Origin of the sequence: Streptomyces sp. NBC_00005, assembly GCF_045160215.1 — a bacterium.
Classification (GTDB): domain Bacteria; phylum Actinomycetota; class Actinomycetes; order Streptomycetales; family Streptomycetaceae; genus Streptomyces.
On sequence record NZ_CP108316.1, the window covers coordinates 5121887 to 5146667 of the forward strand.

21 protein-coding genes and 1 pseudogene are annotated in these 24781 nt (G+C 70.5%); 11 read left to right on the top strand and 11 right to left on the bottom strand.

What is annotated here, in order from left to right:
• Nucleotides 1-256 precede the first annotated feature (256 nt).
• Nucleotides 257-1498, top strand: coding sequence for a PP2C family protein-serine/threonine phosphatase (locus OG303_RS23520; protein ID WP_405877438.1), 1242 nt, complete (start codon nt 257-259; stop codon nt 1496-1498).
• Nucleotides 1499-1506: 8 nt separating this feature from the next.
• Here the strand turns inward: OG303_RS23520 and OG303_RS23525 are convergent, their stop codons facing one another.
• Both OG303_RS23525 and OG303_RS23530 read right to left on the bottom strand, forming a co-directional pair.
• Nucleotides 1507-2604, bottom strand: a complete 1098-nt coding sequence (locus OG303_RS23525) for a sensor histidine kinase (RefSeq protein ID WP_405877440.1) — start codon at nt 2602-2604, stop codon at nt 1507-1509.
• Nucleotides 2605-2614: 10 nt separating this feature from the next.
• On the bottom strand, nt 2615-3310 hold the full coding sequence (locus OG303_RS23530; protein WP_405870640.1) for a response regulator transcription factor: 696 nt from the start codon (nt 3308-3310) through the stop codon (nt 2615-2617).
• 165 nt (nt 3311-3475) lie between these two features.
• On the opposite strand from OG303_RS23530, the gene OG303_RS23535 reads away from it, so the two are divergent.
• From OG303_RS23535 to OG303_RS23550, 4 genes are all read left to right on the top strand, one after another.
• The gene (locus OG303_RS23535) at nt 3476-4042 is read left to right on the top strand and encodes a M15 family metallopeptidase (protein ID WP_405870642.1); all 567 of its coding nucleotides are present in this window, start codon (nt 3476-3478) and stop codon (nt 4040-4042) included.
• A gap of 98 nt (nt 4043-4140) precedes the next feature.
• Nucleotides 4141-5178 carry an endonuclease/exonuclease/phosphatase family protein gene (locus OG303_RS23540; RefSeq protein WP_405870643.1) on the top strand — a complete coding sequence of 346 codons (1038 nt, stop codon included), beginning with the start codon at nt 4141-4143 and terminating at the stop codon, nt 5176-5178.
• 206 nt (nt 5179-5384) lie between these two features.
• Nucleotides 5385-5789, top strand: coding sequence for a sensor histidine kinase (locus tag OG303_RS23545; protein WP_405870644.1), 405 nt, complete (start codon nt 5385-5387; stop codon nt 5787-5789).
• On the top strand, nt 5786-6487 hold the full coding sequence (locus OG303_RS23550; RefSeq protein WP_405870646.1) for a response regulator: 702 nt from the start codon (nt 5786-5788) through the stop codon (nt 6485-6487). The genes OG303_RS23545 and OG303_RS23550 overlap by 4 nt, the downstream gene beginning before the upstream one ends.
• 26 nt (nt 6488-6513) lie before the next feature.
• Here the strand turns inward: OG303_RS23550 and OG303_RS23555 are convergent, their stop codons facing one another.
• A complete protein-coding gene (locus OG303_RS23555) occupies nt 6514-8508 on the bottom strand; it encodes a YncE family protein (protein ID WP_405870648.1) in 1995 nt (664 codons plus the stop codon).
• Between the two features lie 134 nt (nt 8509-8642).
• Between OG303_RS23555 and OG303_RS23560 the strand changes: the two are divergent.
• Nucleotides 8643-9275: pseudogene (locus OG303_RS23560) on the top strand (WD40 repeat domain-containing protein); the annotation flags it as partial.
• Between the two features lie 603 nt (nt 9276-9878).
• Here the strand turns inward: OG303_RS23560 and OG303_RS23565 are convergent.
• From OG303_RS23565 to OG303_RS23575, 3 genes are all read right to left on the bottom strand, one after another.
• Nucleotides 9879-10364: a hypothetical protein gene (locus OG303_RS23565; RefSeq protein WP_405870649.1), complete on the bottom strand. Its 486-nt coding sequence runs from the start codon at nt 10362-10364 to the stop codon at nt 9879-9881.
• 138 nt (nt 10365-10502) lie between these two features.
• Nucleotides 10503-11321, bottom strand: a complete 819-nt coding sequence (locus OG303_RS23570; protein ID WP_405870651.1) for a TIGR03943 family putative permease subunit — start codon at nt 11319-11321, stop codon at nt 10503-10505.
• A complete protein-coding gene (locus tag OG303_RS23575) occupies nt 11318-12424 on the bottom strand; it encodes a permease (RefSeq protein ID WP_405870652.1) in 1107 nt (368 codons plus the stop codon). Before OG303_RS23575 ends, OG303_RS23570 begins: the two co-directional genes overlap by 4 nt.
• Before the next feature lie 186 nt (nt 12425-12610).
• Between OG303_RS23575 and OG303_RS23580 the strand changes: the two genes are divergently transcribed.
• The gene (locus OG303_RS23580; protein ID WP_405877442.1) at nt 12611-14512 is read left to right on the top strand and encodes an NAD-binding protein; all 1902 of its coding nucleotides are present in this window, start codon (nt 12611-12613) and stop codon (nt 14510-14512) included.
• A 66-nt stretch (nt 14513-14578) separates the two neighbouring features.
• Here OG303_RS23580 and OG303_RS23585 read toward each other — a convergent pair whose 3' ends face one another.
• Nucleotides 14579-16393: a prolyl oligopeptidase family serine peptidase gene (locus OG303_RS23585; RefSeq protein ID WP_405870654.1), complete on the bottom strand. Its 1815-nt coding sequence runs from the start codon at nt 16391-16393 to the stop codon at nt 14579-14581.
• Between the two features lie 174 nt (nt 16394-16567).
• Here OG303_RS23585 and OG303_RS23590 point away from each other — a divergent pair, with 174 nt between their 5' ends.
• Both OG303_RS23590 and OG303_RS23595 read left to right on the top strand, forming a co-directional pair.
• Nucleotides 16568-16942 carry a nuclear transport factor 2 family protein gene (locus tag OG303_RS23590; RefSeq protein WP_405870656.1) on the top strand — a complete coding sequence of 125 codons (375 nt, stop codon included), beginning with the start codon at nt 16568-16570 and terminating at the stop codon, nt 16940-16942.
• 44 nt (nt 16943-16986) lie between these two features.
• Nucleotides 16987-17766, top strand: coding sequence for an SURF1 family protein (locus OG303_RS23595; RefSeq protein ID WP_405870658.1), 780 nt, complete (start codon nt 16987-16989; stop codon nt 17764-17766).
• A gap of 126 nt (nt 17767-17892) precedes the next feature.
• On the opposite strand, the gene OG303_RS23600 is transcribed toward OG303_RS23595, so the two are convergent.
• The 4 genes from OG303_RS23600 to OG303_RS23615 form a co-directional block, all read right to left on the bottom strand.
• Nucleotides 17893-18924, bottom strand: coding sequence for a hypothetical protein (locus OG303_RS23600; RefSeq protein ID WP_405870659.1), 1032 nt, complete (start codon nt 18922-18924; stop codon nt 17893-17895).
• Between the two features lie 113 nt (nt 18925-19037).
• Nucleotides 19038-19646, bottom strand: coding sequence for a SigE family RNA polymerase sigma factor (locus OG303_RS23605; RefSeq protein WP_405870661.1), 609 nt, complete (start codon nt 19644-19646; stop codon nt 19038-19040).
• A gap of 515 nt (nt 19647-20161) precedes the next feature.
• A complete protein-coding gene (locus tag OG303_RS23610) occupies nt 20162-21214 on the bottom strand; it encodes an aspartate-semialdehyde dehydrogenase (RefSeq protein ID WP_405870662.1) in 1053 nt (350 codons plus the stop codon).
• On the bottom strand, nt 21211-22488 hold the full coding sequence (locus tag OG303_RS23615) for an aspartate kinase (RefSeq protein WP_405870663.1): 1278 nt from the start codon (nt 22486-22488) through the stop codon (nt 21211-21213). The genes OG303_RS23610 and OG303_RS23615 overlap by 4 nt, the downstream gene beginning before the upstream one ends.
• Nucleotides 22489-22719: 231 nt before the next feature.
• Between OG303_RS23615 and OG303_RS23620 the strand changes: the two genes are divergently transcribed.
• Nucleotides 22720-23415 (top strand): response regulator transcription factor, encoded by a 696-nt coding sequence (locus OG303_RS23620; protein WP_405870665.1) that lies wholly within the window; start codon nt 22720-22722, stop codon nt 23413-23415.
• The gene (locus OG303_RS23625; protein WP_405870666.1) at nt 23412-24779 is read left to right on the top strand and encodes a sensor histidine kinase; all 1368 of its coding nucleotides are present in this window, start codon (nt 23412-23414) and stop codon (nt 24777-24779) included. The genes OG303_RS23620 and OG303_RS23625 overlap by 4 nt, the downstream gene beginning before the upstream one ends.
• Nucleotides 24780-24781: the final 2 nt, after the last annotated feature.

A 24781-nucleotide genomic window follows, 5' to 3' on the forward strand; every position in this document is an offset into this window, starting at 1 on the left:
CGGAGGAGTCGTCCCCGCATTCGTCCCTCGCCGGTCTCCGGTGTGTCCCCGTCCGGCACGTGGATGTCGTTGACCATGTGACACCGCTCCGGCAGGGATGGTGCACAACGGGATGGAGGGCCATCTGTCCTGACCGTGTGTGACATGCCGCGTCCGGCGTAATGGGCTGTTCGGGGTGGTCGGCCGCGTCACTCTGTGCAGGCTGATCGCAGTCGTGTCAGCACTCGTGCCTACAGATCACGTGAGCGGGTCGGTTATGGCGGAAGGTGGGCGGCGGCCTGACAAGGGCATGCTGGACCGGTCGGAAGGATTCGGTGAACGGCTGCTGGGGGTGCTGTTGGACCGGGCACACGAGATGCCGCCACAGCTGATCGCACCCCTGATCGCGGAAGAGGTGGCCAGGGTCGGAGGCCGCGACGTCTCGATCCTGCTGCAGGACTACGGCCAGCAGGTGCTGGTGCCGCTGCCAGGTCGGCGGCTGATGGTCGGCGAGCCCGAGCCGATCGACGACTCTCCCGCCGGCACGGCCTTTCTGCACGCGATCACTGCCGAGGTGCCGAAGGCCGACGGCGTCCGGATGTACCTGCCGTTGCTGGACGGCAGCGACCAGGTGGGCGTGATGGCCCTCACCCTGGACACCGTCGATGACGACGACCGGCGGCTGCTGCGCAGGCTCGCCGGCCTGGTCGCCGACATGCTGGTCACCAAGCACAGCTACACCGACCAGTTCTTCCTCGCCCGGCGCCGCGAACCGATGAGCGTGGCCGCGGAGATCCAGTGGTCCCTGCTGCCGCCGCTGGCGATGTCCGTCCCACAGGTCGCGGTGGCCGGAATCCTGGAGCCCGCCTACAGCGTCGCAGGCGACAGCTTCGACTACGCCCTCAACGAGGACATCCTGCACGTGGCCATGGTCGATGCGATGGGCCACGGCCTGGACGCCGCCACGATGGCGACCGTCGCCGTCGGGGCCTACCGGCACGCCAGACGTGCCGACATCGGCCTCTCCGAGATCTACACGTTCATGGACCGGGCCATCGCCGAGCAGTTCGGGCCCGACCACTTCGTCACCGCCCAGATGATGCAGCTGAACCTCGCAACGGGCCACCTGCAGTGGGTCAACGCGGGCCACCCCGCACCGCTGCTGATCCGCAACCACCAGGTCGTCCGGCAACTGACAGGCCCGACCACCTTGCCGGTCGGCTTCGGCGGCGAGGAGCCCCGGATCAGCCGGCAGACGCTCCAACGCGGCGACCGGGTGCTGTGCTTCACCGACGGACTGATCGAGGAGCACGAAGCCGGCGAAGAACAATTCGGCGAAGAGCAACTCATCCGATGGGTCAACCGCATCGGACACACGACGAAGGGAGTACGAGCGATGGTGCGCTCGCTCTCCCACACCCTGAAGCAGGAACGGGGCGGCCGGACCAGCGACGACGCGACCCTCTTCCTGATCGAATGGCGCGGGGGCGCCGACGACCACCTCGCGGTTCTGGATTGAGCCGACGATCACGTTCTTGCGGACCTCTGCGGCGACCTCGGTAGTTCCACGGTGATGCTGATCCCGCCGGCAGAGCGCGGGGTGAGGGTGAGTGTTCCGTCGTGTGCTTGGGCGATGGTCTTGACGATGGCCAGGCCGAGGCCGACGCCCGCGTGGTCGGTGTGTATGCGTTCGGTGCCGCGCTGGAATGGTGCGGTGAGTGTCGAGGCCAGCTCCGGGGTGAGCTTCTCTCCGGTGTTTTCGACCGTGAGCACCACCGTCTCGGGGCGGACGCTGGTGTTGACCCACACGGTGCCCTTTTCAGGCAGGTTGTGGACGATCGCGTTGTGTACGAGGTTCGTGGTCAGCTGCAGCAGGAGCGTCGGCGATCCGACCGTGGGGGTGATGTCGCCGCAGGTCTCGACGGTGACGCCGTGTTTCTCCGCGAGAGGGAGGAGTGTTTCGGTGGCCTCTTCCGCCAGGAGGGACAGGTCGACGTGTTCCCGGGTGAAGGAGCGCTGGTCGGCGCGGCTGAGCAGGAGCAGTGCCTCGGTGAGGTCGATCGCTCGGGAATTGACGGCATGGAGGCGGGCGATGAGTTCGCCGGTGTCGTGGTGCGGATCGGCGCGGGCCACGTCGAGGAGTGTCTTCGAGATCGCCAGCGGGGTGCGCAGCTCGTGAGAGGCGTTGGCCGCGAATCTCTGCTGTTCGGCGACGTGCGCTTCGAGGCGTACGAGCATCGCGTCGAAGGCGTCGGCGAGTTCGCGGAACTCGTCCTTGCGGCCCGGTAGCCGGATTCGGTGGGCGAGTGATCCGTTCGTGGCCAGGCGGGCGGCATCGGTGATGCGGGTCAGCGGGGCGAGCATCCGGCCGGCGAGGAGCCACCCTCCCACCAGACCGAACAACAGCAGGAACGCCAACACCGCGGCTGCCCTCGGGGCGAAGACCTCCAGGAGCCTGGACCGGATGGGGAAAACACTACGACTGGGGAGGTCCTCGGCGCCGATGAGCATCGCGCGGTCGGGGACGTAACGCAGGACGAACAGCCACACCGCCGCGAGCAGCAGAGCGCCGGCCAGCATGAGGAATCCGGCGTAGCTGAGGGTGAGTTTGAGGCGGACGCTCACGCCAGGGGATCTATCCACGGTCGTCACCCTCGCGTCCGGCCTGTGGTTGCGTGTCGATGCGGTAGCCGACGCCCGGCACGGTGGTGATGATCCAGGGTTCCCCGAGACGCTTGCGCAGTGCCGAGACCGTGATACGCACGGCGTTGGTGAACGGGTCGGCGTTCTCGTCCCACGCGCGTTCCAGGAGTTCTTCGGCGCCGACGACACCGCCCTCGGCGGCGACGAGGACTTCGAGCACCGCGAACTGCTTTCTGGTCAACGCGACGTAGCGGCCGTCCCGGTAGACCTCTCTGCGGAACGGGTCGAGGCGCAGTCCCGCGATCTCCCGTACGGGAGGCCTGTGATGGGTGCGTCTGCGGTCGAGTGCTCTGAGCCTGAGCGCGAGTTCCTGGAGTTCGAAGGGTTTCGTGAGGTAGTCGTCGGCGCCGAGTTCGAACCCGGAGGCCTTGTCGTCGAGACGGTCGGCCGCGGTGAGCATGAGGATCGGCATGCCGCTGCCGGAGGCGATGATGCGTTTGGCGATCTCGTCACCGGAGGGTCCGGGGACGTCGCGGTCGAGGACGGCGATGTCGTAGGCGTTGATGCTCAGCAGTTCCAGCGCGGTGTCGCCGTCACCTGCGATGTCGGCCGCGATCGCTGCCAGGCGCAGGCCGTCGCGGATGCCTTCTGCCAGATACGGTTCGTCCTCGACAATCAAGACACGCATGTCATTGATGCTACGAGCCGGCGCATATCGTCGGCGTATCGAAAACCGCATACGTGCCGGCAACACCGCGCTGCCTTCACTGGCAGCATGACGCGAACCCCACCCTCGGCACGAGCACCGAACCCCCGGATTCGCCGGCTCCTTTTCGTCGGCCTGACAGCCGTCATGACGGCGATCACCGCAGTCCTCGGCTACCAGGTGCTGACGTCCTCAGCCTCCTTGTCCTCCTCGGCCGCATCACCCTCGAATGCTCTGCGCACCGAGCACCGTGGAGCGCTCGGTGAGGCCGGCGGTGCCGTCCCCGACGGTGTGACCGTCTTCGATGACGCGATTCCGGCTGTGGCCAACCTCGATCCAGGTCTGCTCAAGGCCCTCCGCCAGGCCGCGACGGATGCCGCGGACGACGGAGTCGACTTCTACGTCAACAGCGGCCGGCGTTCCCCGGAGTACCAGAATCAGCTTCTTCGCGACGCGGTATCCAAGTACGGGTCCGAAGAGGAGGCCGCCCGATGGGTGGCCACCGCGGCGACGTCTCCTCACGTGTCGGGGGACGCGGTCGACCTCGGGCACTCCGATGCGACGGCGTGGCTGTCCAAGCATGGCGCCGAGTACGGGCTGTGCCGGATCTACCGGAACGAACCCTGGCACTACGAGCTGCGCCCCCATGCGATCGATGGCGGTTGCCCGCGTATGTATGCCGACCCCACCCAGGATCCGAGGATGCAGCAGTGACCGGCAGTGAACCAGGACAGGCGATGACGCAGGTGGACACGGCGGAGACAGGGGGGACAGAGGAGACAGCAGAGATAGAGGAGACGGCGGAGACGGCGATGAGCAGACAAGCCGGCGCCGGGACCTGGCGCGCGGGCGTCCGCCGGGCGATCCGCATCTGCTCCCGGCCGGGGCCCTGGAAGCGCGGCCCGGTGCTCGCGGCGCTGGCGCTGCTGCTCGGCCTGCTCATGCTGCTGCACGCGCAGATCCCGAACCGGATCGGGAACCTCGGCAGCCTGGTGGAGACCTTCCTGCCATGGTTCGGCGTGTTCGTCCCGGTGCTGCTGGCCGGGGCGCTCTGGCGCCGCTCCGCCTCCGCGGTGGTCGCGCTGCTGCTGCCGGTCGTGGTGTGGCTGAACCTCTTCGGCGGGCTGCTCAGCGACAAGTCCCACCCGGGCGGCGACCTCACCGTGGTCAGCCAGAACGTCGACGCCGGCAACCCCGACCCGGCCGGTACCGCCCGCGACCTGGCCGCCTCCGGAGCGGACGTGCTGGCACTGGAGGAGATCACCCCGCAGGCCCGGGGCGCGTACGAGAAGGGGCTGGCGAAGGCGTACCCGTACCACACGGTGCAGGGCACGGTCGGGCTGTGGAGCAAGCTGCCACTGTCGGACACCCGGCCGGTCGACACCGAGATGGACGCCGGGCCGCTGGCGGCCACCAAGCCGGCCGCCGTCAAGCTGGCCGACAACCGGGCGCTGCGCACCACGGTGGCCACGGACCACGGGCCCCTCGCCGTGTACGTGGCCCACCTGGGGTCGGTACGGGTGACTCCCAGGACGGGCTTCTGGACGGACAGCCGGGACAGGAACGCGCATGCGCTCGGCAAGGCCATCGCCGCCGAGAAGAACGAGCGGGTGGTGCTGCTCGGCGACCTGAACGGCACCACGGACGACCGTGCGTTCGCCGGCATCACCTCGCGGCTGCACTCGGTCCAGGACGCGGCCAGGGACGGCTTCGGCTTCAGCTGGCCGGCGTCCTTCCCGGTGGCGCGGATCGACCAGATCCTGGTCCGCGGCGTGAAGCCGGCGAGCTCGTGGGTGCTGCCGGCCACCGGCAGCGACCACCTGCCGGTGGCGGCCCGAATGAGCTGGTGAACACCCGCGCGAAGGCTCCGGTTCCGTCCCGGGATCCGGCCATACGCGCCTCAAGGCGTACGGCCCGGCAGGGAACGGCCGGCCGTGGAGGTGCTCGGCGGGGCGCAGCGGCTGACCGCCGACGGGCTGACCGAGACCCGTCGCGCGGTGCACGCCCTGCGGGCCGACATCGCGCCGCTCGGCGAGGCACCCCCCCCCCCCCCGAGATGACGGACACCCACCGGCAGCGGCACGGCGTTCCGGTGCGGCTCAAGGTCGACGGTGAGCCCGTTCCGCTCGCCGCGGACCGGGCGCTGCCCCTCTTCCGTACCGCGCAGGAAGCCCTGACCAACGCCGCGAAGCACGCCCCCGCCCAGCCGGTGGAGGTCACCCTGAACTACGAGGACGATCACGTGACGCTCACCGTCGACAACCCGCTCGGCAAACGGGACCGCCAACGGGACCTTGGCGAACCGGACGCCGAACGCGCCGACACCGGAGCGGAGTTCGCCACCCTCAACGGCGGCTACGGCCTCACCGGCATGCGCGAACGGCTCCTGCTGCTGGGCGGGTCGCTCAACGCGGGTGTACAGGACGGGCGTTGGGTGGTCACCGCCGAGGTGCCGGGATGACGGACCCGACGGCCCGGCCGCTGCGGGTGGTCGTCGCCGACGACCAGGCCAGTGTGCGTGAGGGACTGGTGCTCATGCTCGATCTGCTGCCGGACATCGACGTCGTCGGCTCCGCGGCCAACGGCCGGCAGGCGCTCGACCAGGTCGCCGAGCACCGCCCGGACGCGATCCTGCTCGATCTGCACATGCCGGTGCTCGACGGCACCGAGACCACCCGCCTCCTCACCGAGCAGCACCCGGAGGTCGCCGTCGTCGTCCTCACCACGTACGCCGACGACGCGTCGGTCCTGGAGACGCTGCGGGCCGGTGCCCGTGCCTACCTCACCAAGGATGCCGACCGCCTGCACATCGCCCGCACCCTGCACAGCGCCGCCGCCGGGCTGTCCGTGCTCGACCCCAGGGTCCAGGCCACCCTGCTCGCCGCCGCGACCCCGTCCGTGCCACCCGTTCGACCCGTCGCGGAAGCCGCCCCTGCCGGGAACGCCGCCCCTGCCGACGACCTCCCCGACGGCCTCACGCCCCGCGAGGCGGAGATCCTCACGCTGATGGCCCGCGGCATGACCAACGCGGAGATCGCGGCCGGCCTGTTCCTCAGCAGCAACACGATCAAGACCCACATCAACCGCATCTTCGCCAAGACGGCCTCCCGCGACCGGGTGGCCGCGATCCGCTACGCCCAGCAGCACGGGCTGGACTGAGGCTCGGGGCCACCCGCTGCCGGGCGTCAGCTGGTGAAGGTGAAGTACTTCCAGGTGCCGTACGTCGTCGAGTTGACGTTGTCGCCCGACTTCGTGTCGATGTAGGACGACCGGATCCGGAAGCGGACGCCCGTGGGCGGGGTGCCCGTGAGCTCGAGTGTGTCCTTGCCGCCGGCGCCGAGTTCGAGGTACTCGCTGTGCGTGGCGGTCCAGGCGCCCTGGTAGTAGCCCTGCACCTCGACCTTGTACTTGCGGCCCGGGTACGGCGTCATCGTCGTGTCGTAGACGGGGTCCTTGGACTTGTGGAAGTAGCGGTAGGTCTGGTTCCAGGCCGTCCTGGTCTTGTAGTAGCCGCCGAGCGCGGTCGACACCTTGACCCGCGCGCCTGCCGTGCTGGTCGCCGTCGTGGAGGCGTAGCGCGTGTCGCCCGTGAACTTGGCCGTCACCTTGGTGTCACGGGTCAGGGTGAGGGTGACGGACAGGTTGCCCGAGGAGTCGACCGTGCCGGACTTGACCAGCTTGCTGGGCTTGTCGGCGCCGTACGGGTCGGCGTAGATCTCGACGGTGCGGTTCTTGTACGTCGTGCCCAGGTGCGCCGTGAACTTCACCGCGCTGTCGTACGCGTACACCTTGCCGTTGTTGGTGAGAGTCAGCGTCGTCGCCGAGCGGGTGACGGTCACCGTGCTGGTGGCGGTGGCGGCCGCGTGGTACTCGTCGCCCGCGTAGCCGACCATGTACTCGACCTGGCCGCCGGCGGGCGGTGTGTCGGCGAAGGAGTACGAGCCGTCGGCGCCGACCGTCGCCGTGCCGAGCGGCTTGCCGGACGGGGTCTCGGCGTCGGTGCGGCGGACGGAGACCTTCGTGCCGGACGGGAACGCGGCGGTCGAGGTCAGCTTGCCCGTGACCGTGAGCGGCTTGGCGCGGGGCGCGGTGGCCGGGACGCTCTCCGTGAGGGCGGTGTCCGCCTTGGTCGGGTTGGTGAAGCTGCGCAGCGAGTAGACGTCCGAGTCGTTGTACGACACCGCGAACAGCTTGCTCGCGTCCGGCGCCCAGGCCAGGCCCGAGGCCGCGAGGGTGTCGGCGCCGCTGCCGCCGTCGGTGTTCGGGAAGTCGTACTCCCGCACCGGGGTGGCGACACCCGGTTCGAAGATGTGGACGTCCGGGTCGTACGCGGAGTTGGTGCCCGCGGCGACCGCGCCGTTCGGGGCGATGTCGACCGCGTTCGGGTAGGGGTTGGTGGTGTAGCTGCCGTCCTCCGAGAGGTCCGAGAGCTTGAACACCTCCTGCTTGTAGGGGGCGCCGCTGGCCGTGACGACGTCCTTGCCGTCCGGGGTGACCGCGAGGTCGCTGAGGTTGCTGCTGCTGCCCGGGTCGAAGGCGTACGCGGTGCGGTTCGCCGAGCCCGACGACACGTCGAACACGGCGAGTTCGACCGGGCTCTGGCCGGGCGCGCCCGCCACGACGGTGTTCGGTGCGCCGGGCGAGGAGCCGAGGACCGGCGCGTCGTTCCAGGTGCGGGTGGTGTCCTGGTGGAGTGCTACGACCGGGTCGGCGCCGCTCAGGTCGAGCGAGCCGATGTTGCCGGTGCCCTCGCCGCGGTAGCCGAACCAGAGCTTGCCGCCGGCGAGCGCCGGGTATTCGGGCTGGGTGCCGTCGCCCGTCGGGTAGCGATGCGCCTCGGTCGCCGTCGCGGTGTCGATGGCGACGATCGCGTCGGCGTTCTCGACGGCCGCGTACAGGGTGCCGGAGTCGGCGGAGAGCTCCAGGCCGCGGACGCCGGGAAGAGAGCCGATCGTGCCGACGACGGTGCCGCTGTAGTCGGTCACGACGACCTGGCCGCCGGCCGGGTCGCTGATGAAGACCCGCTGGTGGACGCCGTCGACGACGACGTCGCCGGTCGAGGTGACCGGCAGGACGGTGCTGGAGTCGGCCAGCGCGGGCGCGGCCGACGTGACCGCGAGCGCGGCCGAACCGAAGAGGACCGCGAGCGCCGTCGCGGCCGGAAGAGTGCGTGTGCGCACGGTGGTTTCGAACCCCCCGGAACGAAAAAGAGCCCCGTGAACCGGGGACGTGACCGGAGCGTAGGTCACGCCGGTGACAGGTGATCCAAAGGAGGGTCAACGGTGATCCAAAAAAGGGCCGCGCCGCCCGGTGCCGGTCCCTCCCCTCGTGGGGACCGGTGCCGGACGTCACGGATCCTGCGGGCTCAGGCGATGAGGCCGACTCCGGTGTTCCGTCGCTCCTTCGCGAGCTGTCCGAGAACGTTCGGTGTCGTGGGTTGTCCCCGGGCGCTGAGCCGATGGCCTGCGCGGACGGTGCGCGATGCGTTCGCGGTGCGTCCGACAGCCGCACCCTCGCCAGCGGCAGCGCGGACGACACCATCCGGCTCTGGAACGTCACCGACCCCCGCCATGTCACCCGCCTCGGCGCACCGCTCACGGGGCACGGCGGCCCCGTCAACGTCCTCACCTACAGCCCGGACGGCCACACCCTGGCCAGCGGCAGTGACGACGTCTCGGTCCGCCTGTGGAACGTGGCCGCCCCGTCCGAGGCCGCCCCGATCGGGCAGTCGATGAGCCCCAACGCCAAGACCGGCAACTTCCTGTCGTTCAGCCCCAAGAGCCACATGCTCGGGGTGTCGAGCGGCGCCGACACCGTCCGGCTGTGGAACCTCGACCCCGACGACGTCATCCGGCACATCTGCTCGACCACGCGCGGCGTCCTGACCCCGGAGAAGTGGCACGAATATCTGCCACGACTCTCATACGAACCTCCGTGCGAACGCTGAACCGCCCAACTCCCCTGTTTTAAGGGCGAGTTGACCGGCTACGAACCCGTGATCCCGGCCACAACCGCTCACCCCGGCCCCGCAGTCGGCTCCCGCAGCGCACGCAGCCTTGTTAGTGTTGGCCATAGCCCGATCGCTAGTGCATCCCCCGTCGCTAGCGGTCGGGCCTTTTCACGCCCTCCACCGACTCGGCACCACCTCTTCAGGAGTGATCCACAAATTCGTCCGACGCCCCCGTACATCCGCGGGGCGGAGGCGTGGACCTCTCTGACGGCAGTCACCACCTTTCCGGATGAGTGGTGAACAACGGTTCCGTGCGGTCGCCGGGAAGCGTGAAAGTCCCTGTGCGAGCAGGAGCTTCCGGACGGGTGGGAGTGGCACTGGGTGATCCAGGAGGACGGCAGCACGGACGACGTCCGGGTGCCGGGGATGGTTCTCGCAGGAGGGGCCTGCTCCACCGGAAGTGGGACGGACAGGCGACGGGTCGGGCGGCGCATGTGGACTCGGCCGAGCGGGATGCGTGGATGGCCGCCGTGGAGGCGAGGGCGCGGGCGTTGGCGGACTTCCGCCGGCAGTATCCGGTGACGAACCGACCGTCCGGCGTCAGCTTCCGGCGGCCGCGAGCCACTGGGCGACCTTGCGCACCGTGGTCTCGTCGAGTCGCTCGACGAGGGCCTGTACGGCTGCCTGGTCGTCCGGCGCGAGGTCGTAGACGCCCGCCTTGCTCAGGCCGGCCATGAGCACCTGCTGCCGGCGGTCGTTCATGCGTTCCGCCAGCTTGCCGGGCTCCTTGGGGCCCGCGGACGACGGCTGCGACGCCGTGGCCGTCGTGGCCGCGGTGGTGGCGGTGGTCGTCGATACGTCGAAGCGCTGCCACCCGCCGTCCTTCGGGCCCCACAGGCTGACCGCGAGGTCTTCTCCGCGCGCCCGTACGGTCTGGGCCATCTCGCCGAGCGCGTACTGCACGGGAGAGCGGTGGGGCGACTCGGCGCACACCTGCCAACCGGCCGAGGAGGGCCGGTAGAACAGCGCGACCCAGCGGGGAGCTCCGGTCGGCTGCGGACTCTGCGGACGTGTCGTCGTCTCCACTGCGTTCACCCCTTCATGCACTCGCTCACTCGCTCCTCGGAAGCTGCACCTCCGGGAGCCGCACGGCAGGGGGACGATAACTGACGGGTCGTCAGATAGCCAGGGACGGGTGGAGCGCCGTCCCGGGACGGATCGCCGTCACTGGTTCCAGGACTCGTCGTACGGGTCCTTCGGCGTCGGCACCGGTGTCGCCGCCGTGATCTTGAGATACGGGATCGGGCCGTTGTTGACGGGGTCCTTGGTCTGCTTGGCGGTGTAGGTCCCAGTCACCTGCAGCCACTTGTCCGGTTCCAGGACCGGCGGGATCTTTCCGGTCAGGGCGATCTTCACCGGCTGGGCGTCGGCGGCACAGCAGTTGAGGGCCATGCGGACCAGGTAGGGCTTGCCCGCGTGGTCCAGGGCGACGAATCCGGTGACCTTGATCTGGCGGCCGTCGATGTGGCGGCCGTGGTCGTAGACCGCGCGGCCCGCGTAGTCGACCACGGTGAGGCTGAGGGGGCCGGCGGCGGGCAGGGCGTTGTAGCCGTACGGCTGCTGCAACGCCGTACCGGTGCGCATCGCGCTGTACGAGCCGAGGGCCGGCGGGGCGACCAGGATGAGGGCGAGGAGGGGGAGGACCAGGAGCCAGGAGATGCGGGGTTCGCGGTGGACGTGACCGTGGCCGTCGTCGCTGTGGGCGTGTTCGTCGGCGCCGGGGATGTGATCGCCCGCGGCGTCGGCGTGATCGTCCGCGTTGTGGGCGTGTCCGTCCGCCGGGCTGTCGCCCTCGGTCCCCTTCCGTCCCCGCCACTCGTACCAGACCGTCGCCAGTGCCGCCGCGATCAGTACCCCGCCGGACAGCAGCAACAGCGGCTGCAGTCCGGCCTTGACGTAGCGCAGGTACAGATTGGTGAGGCCCGCGTGCAGCAGGGCCGCGCCGGTGAGAAACAGGACCGCCGCCTGTGCCTGGCGGTTCACAGGAGCACCGCCCCGGTCAGGACCGCGCCCGCGATGGCGAGGGCGAAGGTGGCGGGGGCGAAGCGCAGGGCGAAGCCGCGGCCGAACGTGCCTGCCTGCATCGCGAACAGCTTCAGGTCGATCATCGGGCCGACGACCAGGAACGCCAGCTTGGCCGTGAGCGAGAACTGGGTCAGTGACGCCGCCACGAACGCGTCCGCCTCCGAGCAGATCGACAGCAGTACGGCGAGGATCGCCAGGGCCAGGATCGCGACCAGCGGGTTGTCCGCCGCCGTGCGCAGCCAGCTCGCCGGGGCCACCGCCTTGAGCGTGGCGGCGGCCATCGCGCCGATGACCAGGAAGCCGCCCGCGTGCATCACGTCGTGCCGGACCGAGCCCCAGAAGGCGGCGCCCTTGCTCTGGCCCTCGTAGTGCGGGCGCTCCGGCGGGCGCAACCAGTCGGTGCGGCCCACGCGTTGCCACAGCCAGCCCATCACGCAGGCCACGAGCAGGCTGGCCACGAAACGGGCGAGGACCATCTCGGGGTTGCGGGGGAAGGCGACCGCGGTCGCCGTCAGCACGATCGGGTTGATCGCCGGCGCGGAGAGGAGGAAGGCCAGGGCCGCGGCGGGTGTGACGCCCCGCCGGACCAGCGCCCCGGCCACCGGTACGGACGCGCACTCGCAGCCGGGCAGGATCGCGCCCGCCATCCCGGCGACGGGGACCGCCAGCGCGGGCCGCTTCGGCAGCGCGCGAGCGAAGAAGGACGCCGGTACGAACACGGCTATCGCCGCCGAGAGCAGCACGCCGAGGACGAGGAAGGGCAGCGCCTGGACGAGCACCGCCACGAACACCGTCATCCAGCTCTGCATGACGGGCGCGGAGAGCGCGCCGCGGATGGGGCCCTGCAGCAGCACCAGCAGGAGCAGCAGCATGGTCAGGACGAGGGGGGACTTCGATTCCCGGGGTCCGTCGGCCGACTTCTCCCCCGGCTTCTCCCCCGGCTTCTCCCCCGGCCGCTCCGCCGCCTTCTGCTCCGGTTTCCCAGGCTTCTCCGGCTCCGGGTCGCGGCCCCGTGGCTCATGGCTGTCCGCCCCCGTGGGGGCTGCTTTGGTGATGGCCACGGCCGAGGTACCTCCGGTGGTGCGGCAGAGCGCTGGTTGCCTCCCCTTCCATACGGTGGAGACGGGGCGATCGTTCAGTGACTCCATTCGGTTGTTTCTGGAACCTACGCTCCCGGTGAGGCAGTCTTTCCCCTCGTGGCGAGCGTTCCGAATCAAGGGCAGCCGGACAGTGACACGTCCGCGCACATGGTGGTGTGCGGCGACGACGGACTGGCGCATCGACTGGCCGCCGAACTGCGGGGTGTGTACGGCGAACAGGTCACCCTCGTCGTACCGCCCTCCGAGCGGAGTGCGGGAGCACCGGTGGTCGGGCGCGCGCGGGCGACGACGGCGGCGCTGTTCGACCGGATGGTGAACGCAGCCGTCAACCGCGGGAACGGCGGCGTCGCCGAACCCGTGGGAAACGCCCAGGTCGTGGAGGCCGCCGAGGCGACCGAGGAAGTGCTCGGCTCGGCGGGCGTGGAGCGGGCCGCCGCACTGGCGCTCGTGTACGACGACGACGAGACCAACATCCGCGCCGCCCTCACCGCACGGCGGCTCAACCCCCGGCTGCGGCTCGTCCTGCGGCTCTACAACCGGCGGCTCGGCCAGCACATCGAGGAACTCCTCGACCAGGCGGCCGCGTTGGCCTCCGGCGCGGACGACGCCTCCGGCTTCGACGCCTCCACGACCGTGCTGTCCGACGCCGACACGGCCGCGCCCGCGCTGGCCGCCACCGCCGTCGCCGGGACCAGCAAGGTCGTACAGACCGACGGGCTGCTGCTGCGGGCGGTGGAACGGATGCCGCGGCCCGGCCAGGTGGCCGAACCGGGCCTGGCCACGCTGGCGTTGCTGTCCGCGGAGGGTGCCGAGACCGGCGGGGAGCACGGCCCCGAGCTGCTGCCCGACGCGGCGGCGGTCCGGGCCTCGACCGGCCGCGGGAGTGTCGTACTGGAGCAGGTGTCCTACGCCGGGCCCGAACTGCCGCCCTCCCGCGGGGCCGTGGCGTTCGCCTCGCTGTTCTCGCGGCGGCTGCGGTGGTCGCTGGCCGGCATGGTCGGGTGCGTGATCGCGCTCGCGGTGGCCCTGTGGGTGGTGACGGGGATGCATCCGCTGAGCGCGTTCTATCTGACGCTGCTCGACCTGTTCGCCATCGACGACCCCGCCATCGGCGCGTCCGTCGGGCGGCAGATCCTTCAACTCCTGTCCGGACTGGTGGGGTTGCTGCTGCTGCCGGTCCTGCTGGCCGCGGTGCTCGAGGCGTTGGGCACCTTCCGGACCGCGTCCGCGCTGCGGAAGCCACCGCGGGGTCTTGGTGGGCATGTGGTCCTCCTCGGGCTCGGCAAGATCGGTACCCGGGTGCTGACCCGGCTGCGGGAACTGCGCATCCCGGTGGTGTGCGTGGAGTCGGACCCCGACGCGCGCGGACTGGCCACGGCGCGGCGGCTGCGGGTGCCCGTGGTGCTCGGGGACGTCACCCAGGAGGGCGTCCTGGAGGCCGCCAAGATCCACCGCGCGCACGCACTGCTCGCGGTGACCAGCGCGGACACGACGAACCTCGAGGCCGCGCTGTACGCACGGTCCGTGCGGCCGGATCTGCGGGTCGTACTGCGGCTGTACGACGACGACTTCGCGACCGCCGTGTACCGGACACTGCGGGCCGCTCATCCGCGTGCGTCCACGCGCAGCCGCAGTGTGTCCCATCTGGCGGCACCTGCTTTTGCCGGGGCGATGATGGGGCGGCAGATTCTGGGGGCGATTCCGGTGGAGCGGCGGGTACTGCTGTTCGCCGCCTTGGACGTTGGCGGGCATCCGCAGCTGGAGGGGAAGACGGTCGCGGAGGCGTTCCGGGCGGGGGCGTGGCGGGTGCTGGCCCTGGACACCGGGGCTCGGGACGGGCGCCGGGAGGAGCCCGCCGCGGAGGAGGCGTACGAGGACGTACGGGGGTCGGGGCTGGTGTGGGATCTGCCCGACACGTACGTCCTGCGAGGGTCGGACCGGGTGGTGCTGGCGGCCACGCGGCGGGGGTTGGCGGAGCTGTTGGGGCGGCGGCCTCCGGAGCGGGCGTTGCTGGGGGTCACCGCCCCCAGACCCCCGCATCGGCCCTGAAGGGCCTCGTCCTCAACGCCGGACAGGCCGAAAAGGAAATGCCTGTCCGGCGGCGAAGCACATCCGTCAGCCCAAGTACCGCTCCGCGAAGTCCAGTTCGAGCCGCACCTGCTTGATCCGCTCGTCCACCACCAGCGAACCGTGCCCCGCGTCATAGCGGTACACCTCGTGGATGGCGTCCCGGGCCTCCAGTCGCTTGACGTAGTTCTCGATCTGGCGGATGGGGCAGCGGGGGTCGTTGACCCCGGCCGAGATGTAGACCGGGGACTTGACCTCGTCGACGTAGGTCAGGGGGGACGAGGCCTCGAAGCGGTCGGGGACCTCCTCGGGGGTGCCGCCGAGGAGCGTGCGGTCCATGGCCTTCAGGGCCTCCATCTCGTCGTGGTACGCCGTGACGTAGTCGGCGACCGGGACCGCCGCGATGCCCAGGGTCCACAGGTCCGGCTGCATGCCGAGGCCGAGGAGGGTGAGGTAGCCGCCCCAGGAACCGCCGGTGAGGATCAGACGGTCGGGGTCCGCGAGGCCCGAGGTCACCGCCCACTCGCGGACCGCCGCGATGTCCTCCAGCTCGATCAGGCCCACGCGGTGCTTCAGGGCGTCGGTCCAGGCGCGGCCGTAGCCCGTGGAGCCGCGGTAGTTGACGCGGACCACCGCGTATCCGTGGTCCACCCAGGCCGCCGGGCCCGCCGCGAACGCGTCGCTGTCGTGCCAGGTGGGACCGCCGTGGATGTCGAAGACCGTCGGCAACGGCCCCGTCGCGCCCGCCGGCTTGTGGACCAGGGCGTGGATGCGGCCTCCGGGGCCGTCCACCCAGACGTCCTCCACCGGCACCGACCCCGGGGACTTCAGGCCCGGCGGGTCGAGGACGACCTCGCCCGTCGTGGAGCGGACCGCCGACGGCTCGGCGGCCGAGGACCACAGGTACTCCACGCTGCCGTCGGGCCGTGGCGTGGCGCCGGAGACCGAGCCGGGCGGGGTGGGGACCTTCTCCAGGGCGCGGCTCGCCAGGTCGTAGCGGAACAGCTCGCTGCGGGCCTCGAAGCTGTGCGCGATGAGCAGGCCCGTGCCGTCCGGGTACCACTCGGCGCTCACGTCACCGGGCAGGTCCAGGGCGAGGTCGGTCTCCTCGCCCGTCGCCACGTCCCACACCAGGGGCTCCCAGCGGCCGCGGCGCTGGTGGCCGATGAGCAGACGCGTGTCGGCGTCGACGGGTGCGAAGCCCAGGACCTCCAGGCCCAGTTCCTCCGTGCCGCCCTTGGTGTCGTCCAGGTCGGCGACCGCCGTGCCGTCGGGGCGCAGCACACGCAGGGCCGAGTGCATCGCGTCGCCGTGCTCCGTGTGCTCGATCGCGATCAGCGAACCGTCGTGGGAGAGGTCGCCGACGCCCGCCGACTCGCGGTGGCGGTAGATCTCCACCGGGTCCTCGCCCGCACGCGCGAGATGGATCGTCGTACCGTCCTCGTCCGTGGAGCGGCCGACGATCGCCGTGCGGCCGTCCCTGCCGAGGGCCAGGCCCGACGGGTACGAGGCCTCCAGGCCCGGCGCCGCGAGCTCGTCCTCGCTGCCGGCGAAGGGCTGTCTGCGCCAGACGCCGAACTCGTCGCCGTCCTTGTCGTCGAACCACCAGATCCACGCGCCGTCCGGGGTGAGCACGCCGTCCGTCGTGCCGTTCGGCCGGTCCGTCACCTGGCGTTGGCCGCCCGTCGCCCGGTCCCACGCATACAGCTCGTACGTCCCCGTCGCGTTCGAGACGAACAGGGAGCGGTCCGGTGCGTCCTCCGCCCAGTCGGGCAGCGACACCCGCGGCGCCCGGAAGCGCTTCTCCCAGTCCGCCATGTCCTCGTTCCGCTCCGGCGCGGTGGACCCGTTGCTCTCAGTCATGGCCCCATAGTGCCTGCTCGCAACGACAATGCGCCGACGAGGTTCCCCAGCCTGTGGACAACTTCTACCGGTCCCTTACCCAACCCCTTGCGACCAGGCCCGCGAACCGACCCCCATCAGGCCGTTCCTGCAGGTCAGGGCCGATTGTCAGTGGCGGGGTGCAGACTTTTCGACATGACCGATCTGCGCAAGACAGTCGAGAGGTTCTGGGCCACCGCCGAGGCGCGGGACTGGACCGCGTTCGCCGACACCCTGGCCGAGGACGTCGTCTACACCCTGCCGCAGACGCGCGAGCGGATCAGCGGGCGGGAGAGGTACGTGCAGTTCAACCGGGAGTACCCGGGCGACTGGCACCTTCGGATGGAGCGCATCGTCGCCGAGCCGGGACAGGTGGTCAGCTGGGCGCACTTCGTGGTGGGGCTGGAGGAGATGTACGCCATCTCGTTCTTCACCGGGGACGAGAGCGGCCGCATATCCACCGTCACGGACTTCTGGCCGGAGCCGTACGAGCCCCCGGCCGGCCGGGACCACCTCTCCGAGAGGTACTGACCCCGCGAACGGGCCCTGCGCGGCAGCCCCGTACCTTGGAAGGCGTGTACCGGTTTCTGCTGACGTCCCGCTGGTGGGGGATCAACGTCTTCGTGCTGCTCGCCATCCCCTTCTGCATCTTCATGGGGTCCTGGCAGCTGAGCAGGTTCGAGGACCGGGTACAGGCCGACCGCGACGCGACCGCGCAGGTCACCACGGACCGGCACGAGAAGGCCCGCCCGCTGCGGGAGTTGCTGCCCGTGAACCAGGCGACCTCCGGCAGGCAGGCCACCGCGACCGGCCGCTACGGCAAGCAGCTCCTCGTCCCGGACCGCGATCTCGACGGCAGGAACGGCTACTACGTCCTGACGCTGCTGCGCACCGACGGCGGCAAGGCGCTGCCCGTCGTGCGGGGCTGGCTGCCGGGTTCCGCCGACGCCGCGAAGGCGCCCGCCGCACCCACCGGTGAAGTCACCGTCACCGGTGCGCTGCAGGCGTCCGAGACGCCGGGTGACAACGGGGTGAGCGCACAGGGCGGGCTGCCGACCGGCCAGACCGCGGCGATCAGCTCGGCGTCACTGGTGAACCTCGTGCCGTACGACGTGTACGACGGGTGGATCACGCTGGACAAGGCCGAGGCCGGGATGACGGCCGTGCCGGCGACGGCGCCCGCGGACTCCGGGCTGGACCTGAAGGCGTTCCAGAACCTCGGCTACACCGGCGAGTGGTTCGTCTTCGCCGGGTTCGTGGTGTTCATGTGGTTCCGGTTGCTGCGGCGCGAGGCCGAGTTCGCGCGCGATGCGGAAATGGGCCTGGCGCCGGAGGAAGAAACGGTGACCGTCTGACGCCGGTGGGCATTTTCGGCCCGTCCGGCGTTTCGGTTCCCCAGCCCGTCCGGCGTTTGAGGACGAGGCCGTTCAGGCCGAAGCACCCGTCCCAAAGAAGGCAGCCCCCGGCAACGGCGGGAATCGTCACGCCCCGGCCAGCACCCCGGTGTAGATGACCTGCCCCGCACACGCGTCGGACACCGTCGCCGAAACCGTCGGCGACCCCGCCTCGGTCGTGTGGGACACGACCACACTGCCGTCCTGCGTGCCGTCCTCCGTCACCATCTGGGAGGTCACACCGCTGTCGCTGCCGCTGGAGGTGGACGCGGTGTCGGTCGGAGTCGGCGTGGCGGTGGAACCGCCGTCGCTGCCGCCGGAGCTGTCACCCGTGGTGGGACAGGTCCCCGAGGGGACCCAGGCGAACTTCACCTCGTACGCCGCGCCCGGCAGCAGCTGCAGCCCGGTGACCTCGGTGGACGGGTCGGGCAGACCGGCCGCGGCGTCCCCCGACACATGCCGTACCGCAGTGATCTTGGTGGCGTCCGCGGCGCCCTGCGCGAGCGTGCTCACGGTCCCGGCCCCACCGACGGAACAGGCGGTGGTGGAGACGTTGACGACACGGAAGGTGCCGTAGACCGTGTTCGCGGAATCGGGGGCGTCGACGGACTCGGTGGGCGAGCCGAGCTGGGTGGCCGTGCACACCGGAGCGCCCGCGGCGCTGGTGGCCGCGGGGCCGGTGCCCGCGCTGCTGCCCGTGCCCGTTCCGGTGCCCTTGCCCTTGCCCTCGCCCTTCGCGTTGCCCTTGCCCTGGTCCTGGGACTTGCCGGAGCTGCCGCCTGCGGTGCTCTGACTGCCGTCCGCGTTCTTGCCCTGGCTCGCCCCGCCCTGGGCCTGCGAGGCCTGGCCGGCGACCGACGGGTTGACGTCGGAGCCGGTGGAGTTGGAGACGTGCAGCAGGGCCGGGACGGCGGTGCCGATGAACAGGGCGGCGGCCGCCATGCCGACGGCGGCCTGCCGCTTGCGGGCGCGCCGTGCGGGTACGGCCCGCCGCAGGTGGTCCAGCGAGCCGTCGCGCGGCTCGACCGTCTGCACCGCCTGCTGCAGCAGCCTGCGCAGAGCCAGCTCGTCCGAGTCGAGCCCGTCGTCGGGGCTCTGGTCGTCGGGGCCGTGGTTCACAGTTGCGTTCCCAGCGTGCGATTGCCTGTGCTCTTGCTCGTGCCCGCCCATCGGCTCATGCCATGCGAAGGGCTCGTGACGCTCGTGGGAGTCACGTCCCGCGCCGTCCTTGTTCATGCCGGTGCCTCCATCGCGAGACGCAGGGCCGCGATGCCGCGGGAGCCGTACGCCTTCACCGAGCCCAGCGATATCCCGAGTGTCTCGGCGACCTGGGCCTCGGTCATGTCCGCGAAGTAGCGCAGGACCAGGACCTCGCGCTGGCGGCGCTGCAGGTTTTTCATCGCCTTGATCAGCGAGTCGCGCTCCAGCTGGTCGTACGCCCCCTCCTCGGCGCTCGCCATGTCGGGCATCGGCTTGGAGAGCAGCTTCAGGCCCAGGATGCGGCGACGCAAGGCCGAGCGGGAGAGGTTGACCACCGTCTGACGCAGGTACGCGAGCGTCTTCTCGGGGTCACGGACGCGTTTGCGTGCCGAGTGCACGCGGATGAAGGCCTCCTGGACGACGTCCTCGCAGGAGGCGGTGTCATCGAGCAGGAGGGCGGCGAGACCCAGCAGCGAGCGGTAGTGCGCGCGGTAGGTCTCGGTGAGGTGGTCGACGGTCGTGCCGGCCGCCGCCGAGTCCTCGGCGTGTTCGGCGCCGTCGCGCTGGTTCGGAAGGCGGGTCGGCCGCGCTGCGGGCATGGGCGCGATCACCGGCATGCCGCCGCCGGGCGTACCGGGCATGCGGGGTCGGAGGGACGGGCGGGGCGGCCGTAGAGCCGTGCCGCGCGTCGCCGCAGAGAAGTCGAGTACCTCAGCCACGCCAGTTGGACACGCTGCCCCCCGTCAGGGTTGTACGTGCCGGGCGTCACTTTTGCGTTGCGTGATCCCACCGGCTGTCTCGCGTCAGGCAGCACAACCGACCGTGCGTAGAACGCCCTCATGCCTACCCGCTCTTCCCCTATGTCCTGAATGACCGGGGCGTCCCCACGCCCCGTACCGCATCCCCGCACCCCCGAAGGGCGTTCGCAAAGACGCTCCCCGCCCTCCGCGCGGTTGCGGAGAACGGGGAGGAAATCTTCGGATGCCGAAGGGGTCCGGGGCAAGTGGTACGGACCAGCACCCGGACCACACATCGTCCACGGATCCTACAAAGCAAACAAGCCACTGCCAGGGCTTTTCCGGCGGTAACCCCTTGCTTCGGCATGTGGCACACGCAACACGGCACGTCATGGGAGCGCGACCATGGTCACGCACCGTCACACGAACTCGGTCGCCACCAGCTCCGCGATCTGGGCGGTGTTGAGGGCCGCGCCCTTGCGCAGGTTGTCCCCGCAGACGAAGAGTTCGAGCGCCGTCGGATCGTCGAGCGCCCGGCGCACCCGGCCCACCCAGGTCGGGTCGGTGCCCACGACGTCGGCGGGCGTCGGGAACTCCCCGGCGGCCGGGTTGTCGAACAGGACGACGCCGGGTGCGGTCGCGAGGATCTCGCGGGCCCCGTCGACGGTGACCTCGCCCTGGAAGCGGGCGTGGACGGTGAGGGAGTGGGTGGTGACCACCGGCACCCGTACGCAGGTCACGGCGACGGGCAGGTGGGGCAGGCCGAGGATCTTGCGGGACTCGTCCCGCACCTTCATCTCCTCCGACGACCAGCCGTCCTCCCGCAGGGACCCGGCCCACGGCACGACGTTCAGGGCGACCGGCTCGGGGAACGGACCGGTGTTGTCGCCGACGGCCCGCCGCACGTCACCGGGGTTGGTCCCCAGCTCCGTACCGGCGACGAGCGCCAGCTGCTGACGCAGAGTGGCGACGCCGGCCCGGCCCGCCCCGCTCACGGCCTGGTACGAGGAGACGACCAGTTCACGCAGCCCGAACTCGGCGTGCAGCGCGCCCAGGGCCACGATCATGGACAGCGTCGTGCAGTTGGGGTTGGCGATGATCCCGCGGGGCCTCATGCGCGCCTTGTGCGGATTGACCTCGGGCACGACCAGCGGCACCTCGGGGTCCATCCGGAACGCGCCCGAGTTGTCCACCACCACCGCGCCCTTGGCCGCGGCGATCGGCGCCCAGCGCTCGGACACCTCGTCGGGCACGTCGAACATGGCGACGTCGACCCCGTCGAAGGCCTCCTCCGTCAGGGCCACCACCTCGACCTCCTCGCCGCGCACGGCCAGCTTGCGGCCGGCCGAGCGCGGGGAGGCGATCAGTCGGATCTCGCCCCAGATGTCCGCGTGCTGGGACAGGATCTGGAGCATGACCGTGCCGACGGCTCCGGTCGCTCCCACGACCGCGAGCGTCGGTCGTACGGTCATCGCCCGGTGCCGCCGTAAACGACCGCCTCGGCGGTGTCGGAGTCGAGGCCGAAGGCGGAGTGGACCGCGCGGACGGCCTCCGGCACGTCGTCGGCACGCGTGACGACCGAGATGCGGATCTCGGATGTCGAGATCAGCTCGATGTTGACCCCGGCGTCGCTGAGCGCCTCGAAGAAGGAGGCCGTGACACCCGGGTTGGTCTTCATGCCGGCGCCGACGAGCGAGATCTTGCCGATCTGGTCGTCGTAGCGCAGCGAGTCGAACCCGATGGCCGTCTTCGCCCGCTCCAGGGCGTCGATGGCCTTGCGGCCCTCGGTCTTGGGGAGCGTGAAGGAGATGTCCGTCAGCCCGGTGGAGGCGGCGGACACGTTCTGCACGACCATGTCGATGTTGATCTGGGCGTCGGCGATGGCCCGGAAGATCGAGGCGGCCTCGCCCGGCTTGTCCGGCACACCGACGACCGTGACCTTGGCCTCGGAGGTGTCGTGCGCGACACCGGAGATGATGGCCTGCTCCACCTTCTTGTCCCCTTGCTCGATCGGCTCACTGCTGACCCACGTGCCCTGCAGCCCACTGAAGGACGAGCGGACGTGGATCGGGATGTTGTAGCGGCGGGCGTACTCCACACAGCGGTGGAGCAGCACCTTCGAACCGGAGGCGGCGAGCTCCAGCATGTCCTCGAAGGCGATCCAGTCGATCTTCTTCGCCTTCTTCACCACGCGCGGGTCGGCGGTGAACACGCCGTCGACGTCGGTGTAGATCTCGCACACCTCGGCGTCGAGGGCGGCGGCCAGCGCGACGGCGGTCGTGTCCGAACCACCGCGACCGAGGGTCGTGATGTCCTTCTTGTCCTGGCTGACGCCCTGGAAGCCGGCGACGATGGCGATGTTGCCCTCGTCCACCGAGTCGCGGATCCGGCCGGGCGTGACGTCGATGATCCGGGCTTTGTTGTGGACGGAGTCGGTGATGACGCCTGCCTGGCTGCCGGTGAAGCTCTGGGCCTCGTGGCCCAGGTTTTTGATCGCCATCGCCAGCAGGGCCATGGAGATCCGCTCTCCGGCGGTCAGCAGCATGTCGAACTCACGCCCGGCCGGCATCGGAGACACCTGCTCGGCGAGATCGATCAGCTCGTCCGTCGTGTCGCCCATCGCGGAAACGACGACGACCACCTGGTGGCCGTTCTTCTTCGCTTCCACGATTCGCTTGGCGACGCGCTTGATGCCCTCGGCATCGGCTACGGAGGAGCCTCCGTACTTCTGCACGACAAGGCCCACGTGCGCTCCTCGCTCGTCCCGTATCTTTCCGCAGATACGCATATGTACTGCGGTCGGCTCAGTCTATCCAGCGCCCGAAATCGACCTACGTGAAACCACATGGTGAGATCCGGCGCTCCAGCACGGTCCCTGCCCGCCCCGGACGTGAACACTCCGCAAAGTGGGCCAGGTCACCTGTTCACGCTCCGTGGCCGCCGAGGGATTTAAAGTTCAAGCATTAGGGTTCGCCCTGTGCGCGTACTCCTGGTGGAAGACGATGAGCCGGTCGCCGAGTCCCTTCGCCGTGGCCTGAGCCGCTACGGCTTCGAGGTCGAGTGGGTCACCACCGGCGGCGCCGCGCTGAGCCACAAGGGCCCCTACGACGTCGTCCTCCTCGATCTCGGGCTGCCCGACACCGACGGTCTGGACGTCTGCAAGGCGCTGCGCGAGCGCGGCGACGTGCCGATCATCGTGATCAGCGCGCGCAGCGACGAGACGGACCGGGTGGTGGGCCTGGAGCTCGGCGCGGACGACTACGTGTCCAAGCCGTTCGGGGTGCGGGAGGTCATCGCGCGGATACGAGCGGTGATGCGGCGCGTGCAGCCCCGTACCTCCGCTTCCTCGGAAAGCGTCCCGGACCGGTACGGCCCCCGGCTGACCGTCGACCGCAAGGCGGCGCGGGTCCGTCTGGACGGCGCGGAGGTGGCGCTCGCCCCCAAGGAGTACGACCTGTTGTCCTTCCTCACCGAGGAGCCCGGCGCGCTGATGTCGCGCGAGCAGATCATGGAGGCGGTCTGGGACGCGAACTGGTTCGGGCCGACCAAGACGCTGGACGTGCATGTGGCGGCGCTGCGGCGCAAGCTCACGGGGGCGATCACCATCGAGGCGGTGCGCGGGGTCGGGTTCCGGCTCGTCGTCGACGAGGGCTCGGACGGCGCCGGCTCATGAACCGCCAGCTCATCCGCAGCTACATCCTGCTCGTCGCCGTAGCCATCCTGCTGTTCACCGTGCCGGTGGCCTTCACGCTCACCGATCAGCTGCGCGACGACACCGAGTCGTCCGTGAAGCGCGAGGCGACCACCATGGCGCTGCTGCTGGCCAACGGCGACGAGGCGTCGTGCCGGGCGCTGACGAAGATGGCCGAGGCGTACGCCGAGGAGACCAAGGACGAGGTCCAGGTCACGGCCACCGCCCGGTGCGCGGCGGCCGTCTCGCGTCCCGCGCGGGACGCGGACCTGAAGAAGGTTCTGGAGCAGGGGCGGTCGACGACCGACTGGGGCTCGCACTTCATCTGGGGCCGCGACCTGGTGATCACGGTGCCCGCGAAGAGCGACGGCCAAGTCGTCGGCGCCGTACGGATCGTGTACTCGACGTCGGGTCTCACCCACAGGCTGTGGACGATCTGGGGCTTCAGGGCGGGGCTCGCGGTGGCGGTGCTCGGGGTGGCGGCGCTGATCGGCGCGGTGGCCGCCCGCCGGATCACCGCCCCCCTCCGTGAACTCAACGGCATGGCAAGCAGGTTCAGCGACGGCGACCTGACCGCGCGCTCCCCGGTGACGGGCCCGCCGGAGACACAGACCCTCGCGCGCACCCTCAACCAGGGGGCGGAGCGCCTGGACACGCTGGTCGCCTCGCAGCGCATCTTCGTCGCCGACGCCTCCCACCAACTCCGCACTCCCCTCACCGCGTTGCGCCTGTCGCTGGACAACATCGCGGACGGGGTGGACGACGAGTACGTACGGGAGGACGTGGAGCAGGCGACCGCGGAGGTCGTCCGGATGAGCCGCCTCGTCAACGGCCTGCTGGTGCTGGCGCGCGCGGAGGCGAAGGTCACCGCCGCGGAGCCGCTCGTCCTGCGGGACATCGTCGAGGAACGTCTGTCGGTGTGGAGGCCGGCCGCCGACGAGCGCGGAGTCACCATCACGCTCGGGGGGAGTGCCGACGGCCGGCCGGCTGTGCTGGCCAGCCCCGGCCATCTGGACCAGGTGCTGGACAACGTGCTCTCGAATGCGTTGGAGGTCTCGCCGGACCGGGGGACCATCGCCGTCCGGGTCGAGACCACGGGCGACGAGGTGGTCCTCTCCGTCCTGGACGAGGGCCCCGGCATGTCGGACGCGGAGAAGTCCCGCGCCTTCGACCGCTTCTGGCGGGGCCAGGGCCTGACCGGGCGCTCCGGTTCGGGCCTCGGCCTCGCCGTCGTCAAACAGCTGGTGACGGACGACGGCGGAACCGTGGCCCTGCGGGACGCTCCCGGGGGCGGGCTGTGCGTGGAGATCCGCCTACGGGCGGCCGCACAACGGACCGGCGGCTGAGG

Coding starts and splice junctions, on each gene's coding strand:
- OG303_RS23520 (WP_405877438.1), top strand. CDS start 257: ATGGCGGAAGGTGGGCGGCGGCCTGACAAGGGCATGCTGGACCGGTCG.
- OG303_RS23530 (WP_405870640.1), bottom strand. CDS start 3,310: ATGCGTGTCTTGATTGTCGAGGACGAACCGTATCTGGCAGAAGGCATC.
- OG303_RS23535 (WP_405870642.1), top strand. CDS start 3,476: ATGACGGCGATCACCGCAGTCCTCGGCTACCAGGTGCTGACGTCCTCA.
- OG303_RS23540 (WP_405870643.1), top strand. CDS start 4,141: ATGAGCAGACAAGCCGGCGCCGGGACCTGGCGCGCGGGCGTCCGCCGG.
- OG303_RS23545 (WP_405870644.1), top strand. CDS start 5,385: ATGACGGACACCCACCGGCAGCGGCACGGCGTTCCGGTGCGGCTCAAG.
- OG303_RS23550 (WP_405870646.1), top strand. CDS start 5,786: ATGACGGACCCGACGGCCCGGCCGCTGCGGGTGGTCGTCGCCGACGAC.
- OG303_RS23580 (WP_405877442.1), top strand. CDS start 12,611: ATGGTGGTGTGCGGCGACGACGGACTGGCGCATCGACTGGCCGCCGAA.
- OG303_RS23585 (WP_405870654.1), bottom strand. CDS start 16,393: ATGACTGAGAGCAACGGGTCCACCGCGCCGGAGCGGAACGAGGACATG.
- OG303_RS23590 (WP_405870656.1), top strand. CDS start 16,568: ATGACCGATCTGCGCAAGACAGTCGAGAGGTTCTGGGCCACCGCCGAG.
- OG303_RS23605 (WP_405870661.1), bottom strand. CDS start 19,646: ATGCCCGGTACGCCCGGCGGCGGCATGCCGGTGATCGCGCCCATGCCC.
- OG303_RS23610 (WP_405870662.1), bottom strand. CDS start 21,214: ATGACCGTACGACCGACGCTCGCGGTCGTGGGAGCGACCGGAGCCGTC.
- OG303_RS23625 (WP_405870666.1), top strand. CDS start 23,412: ATGAACCGCCAGCTCATCCGCAGCTACATCCTGCTCGTCGCCGTAGCC.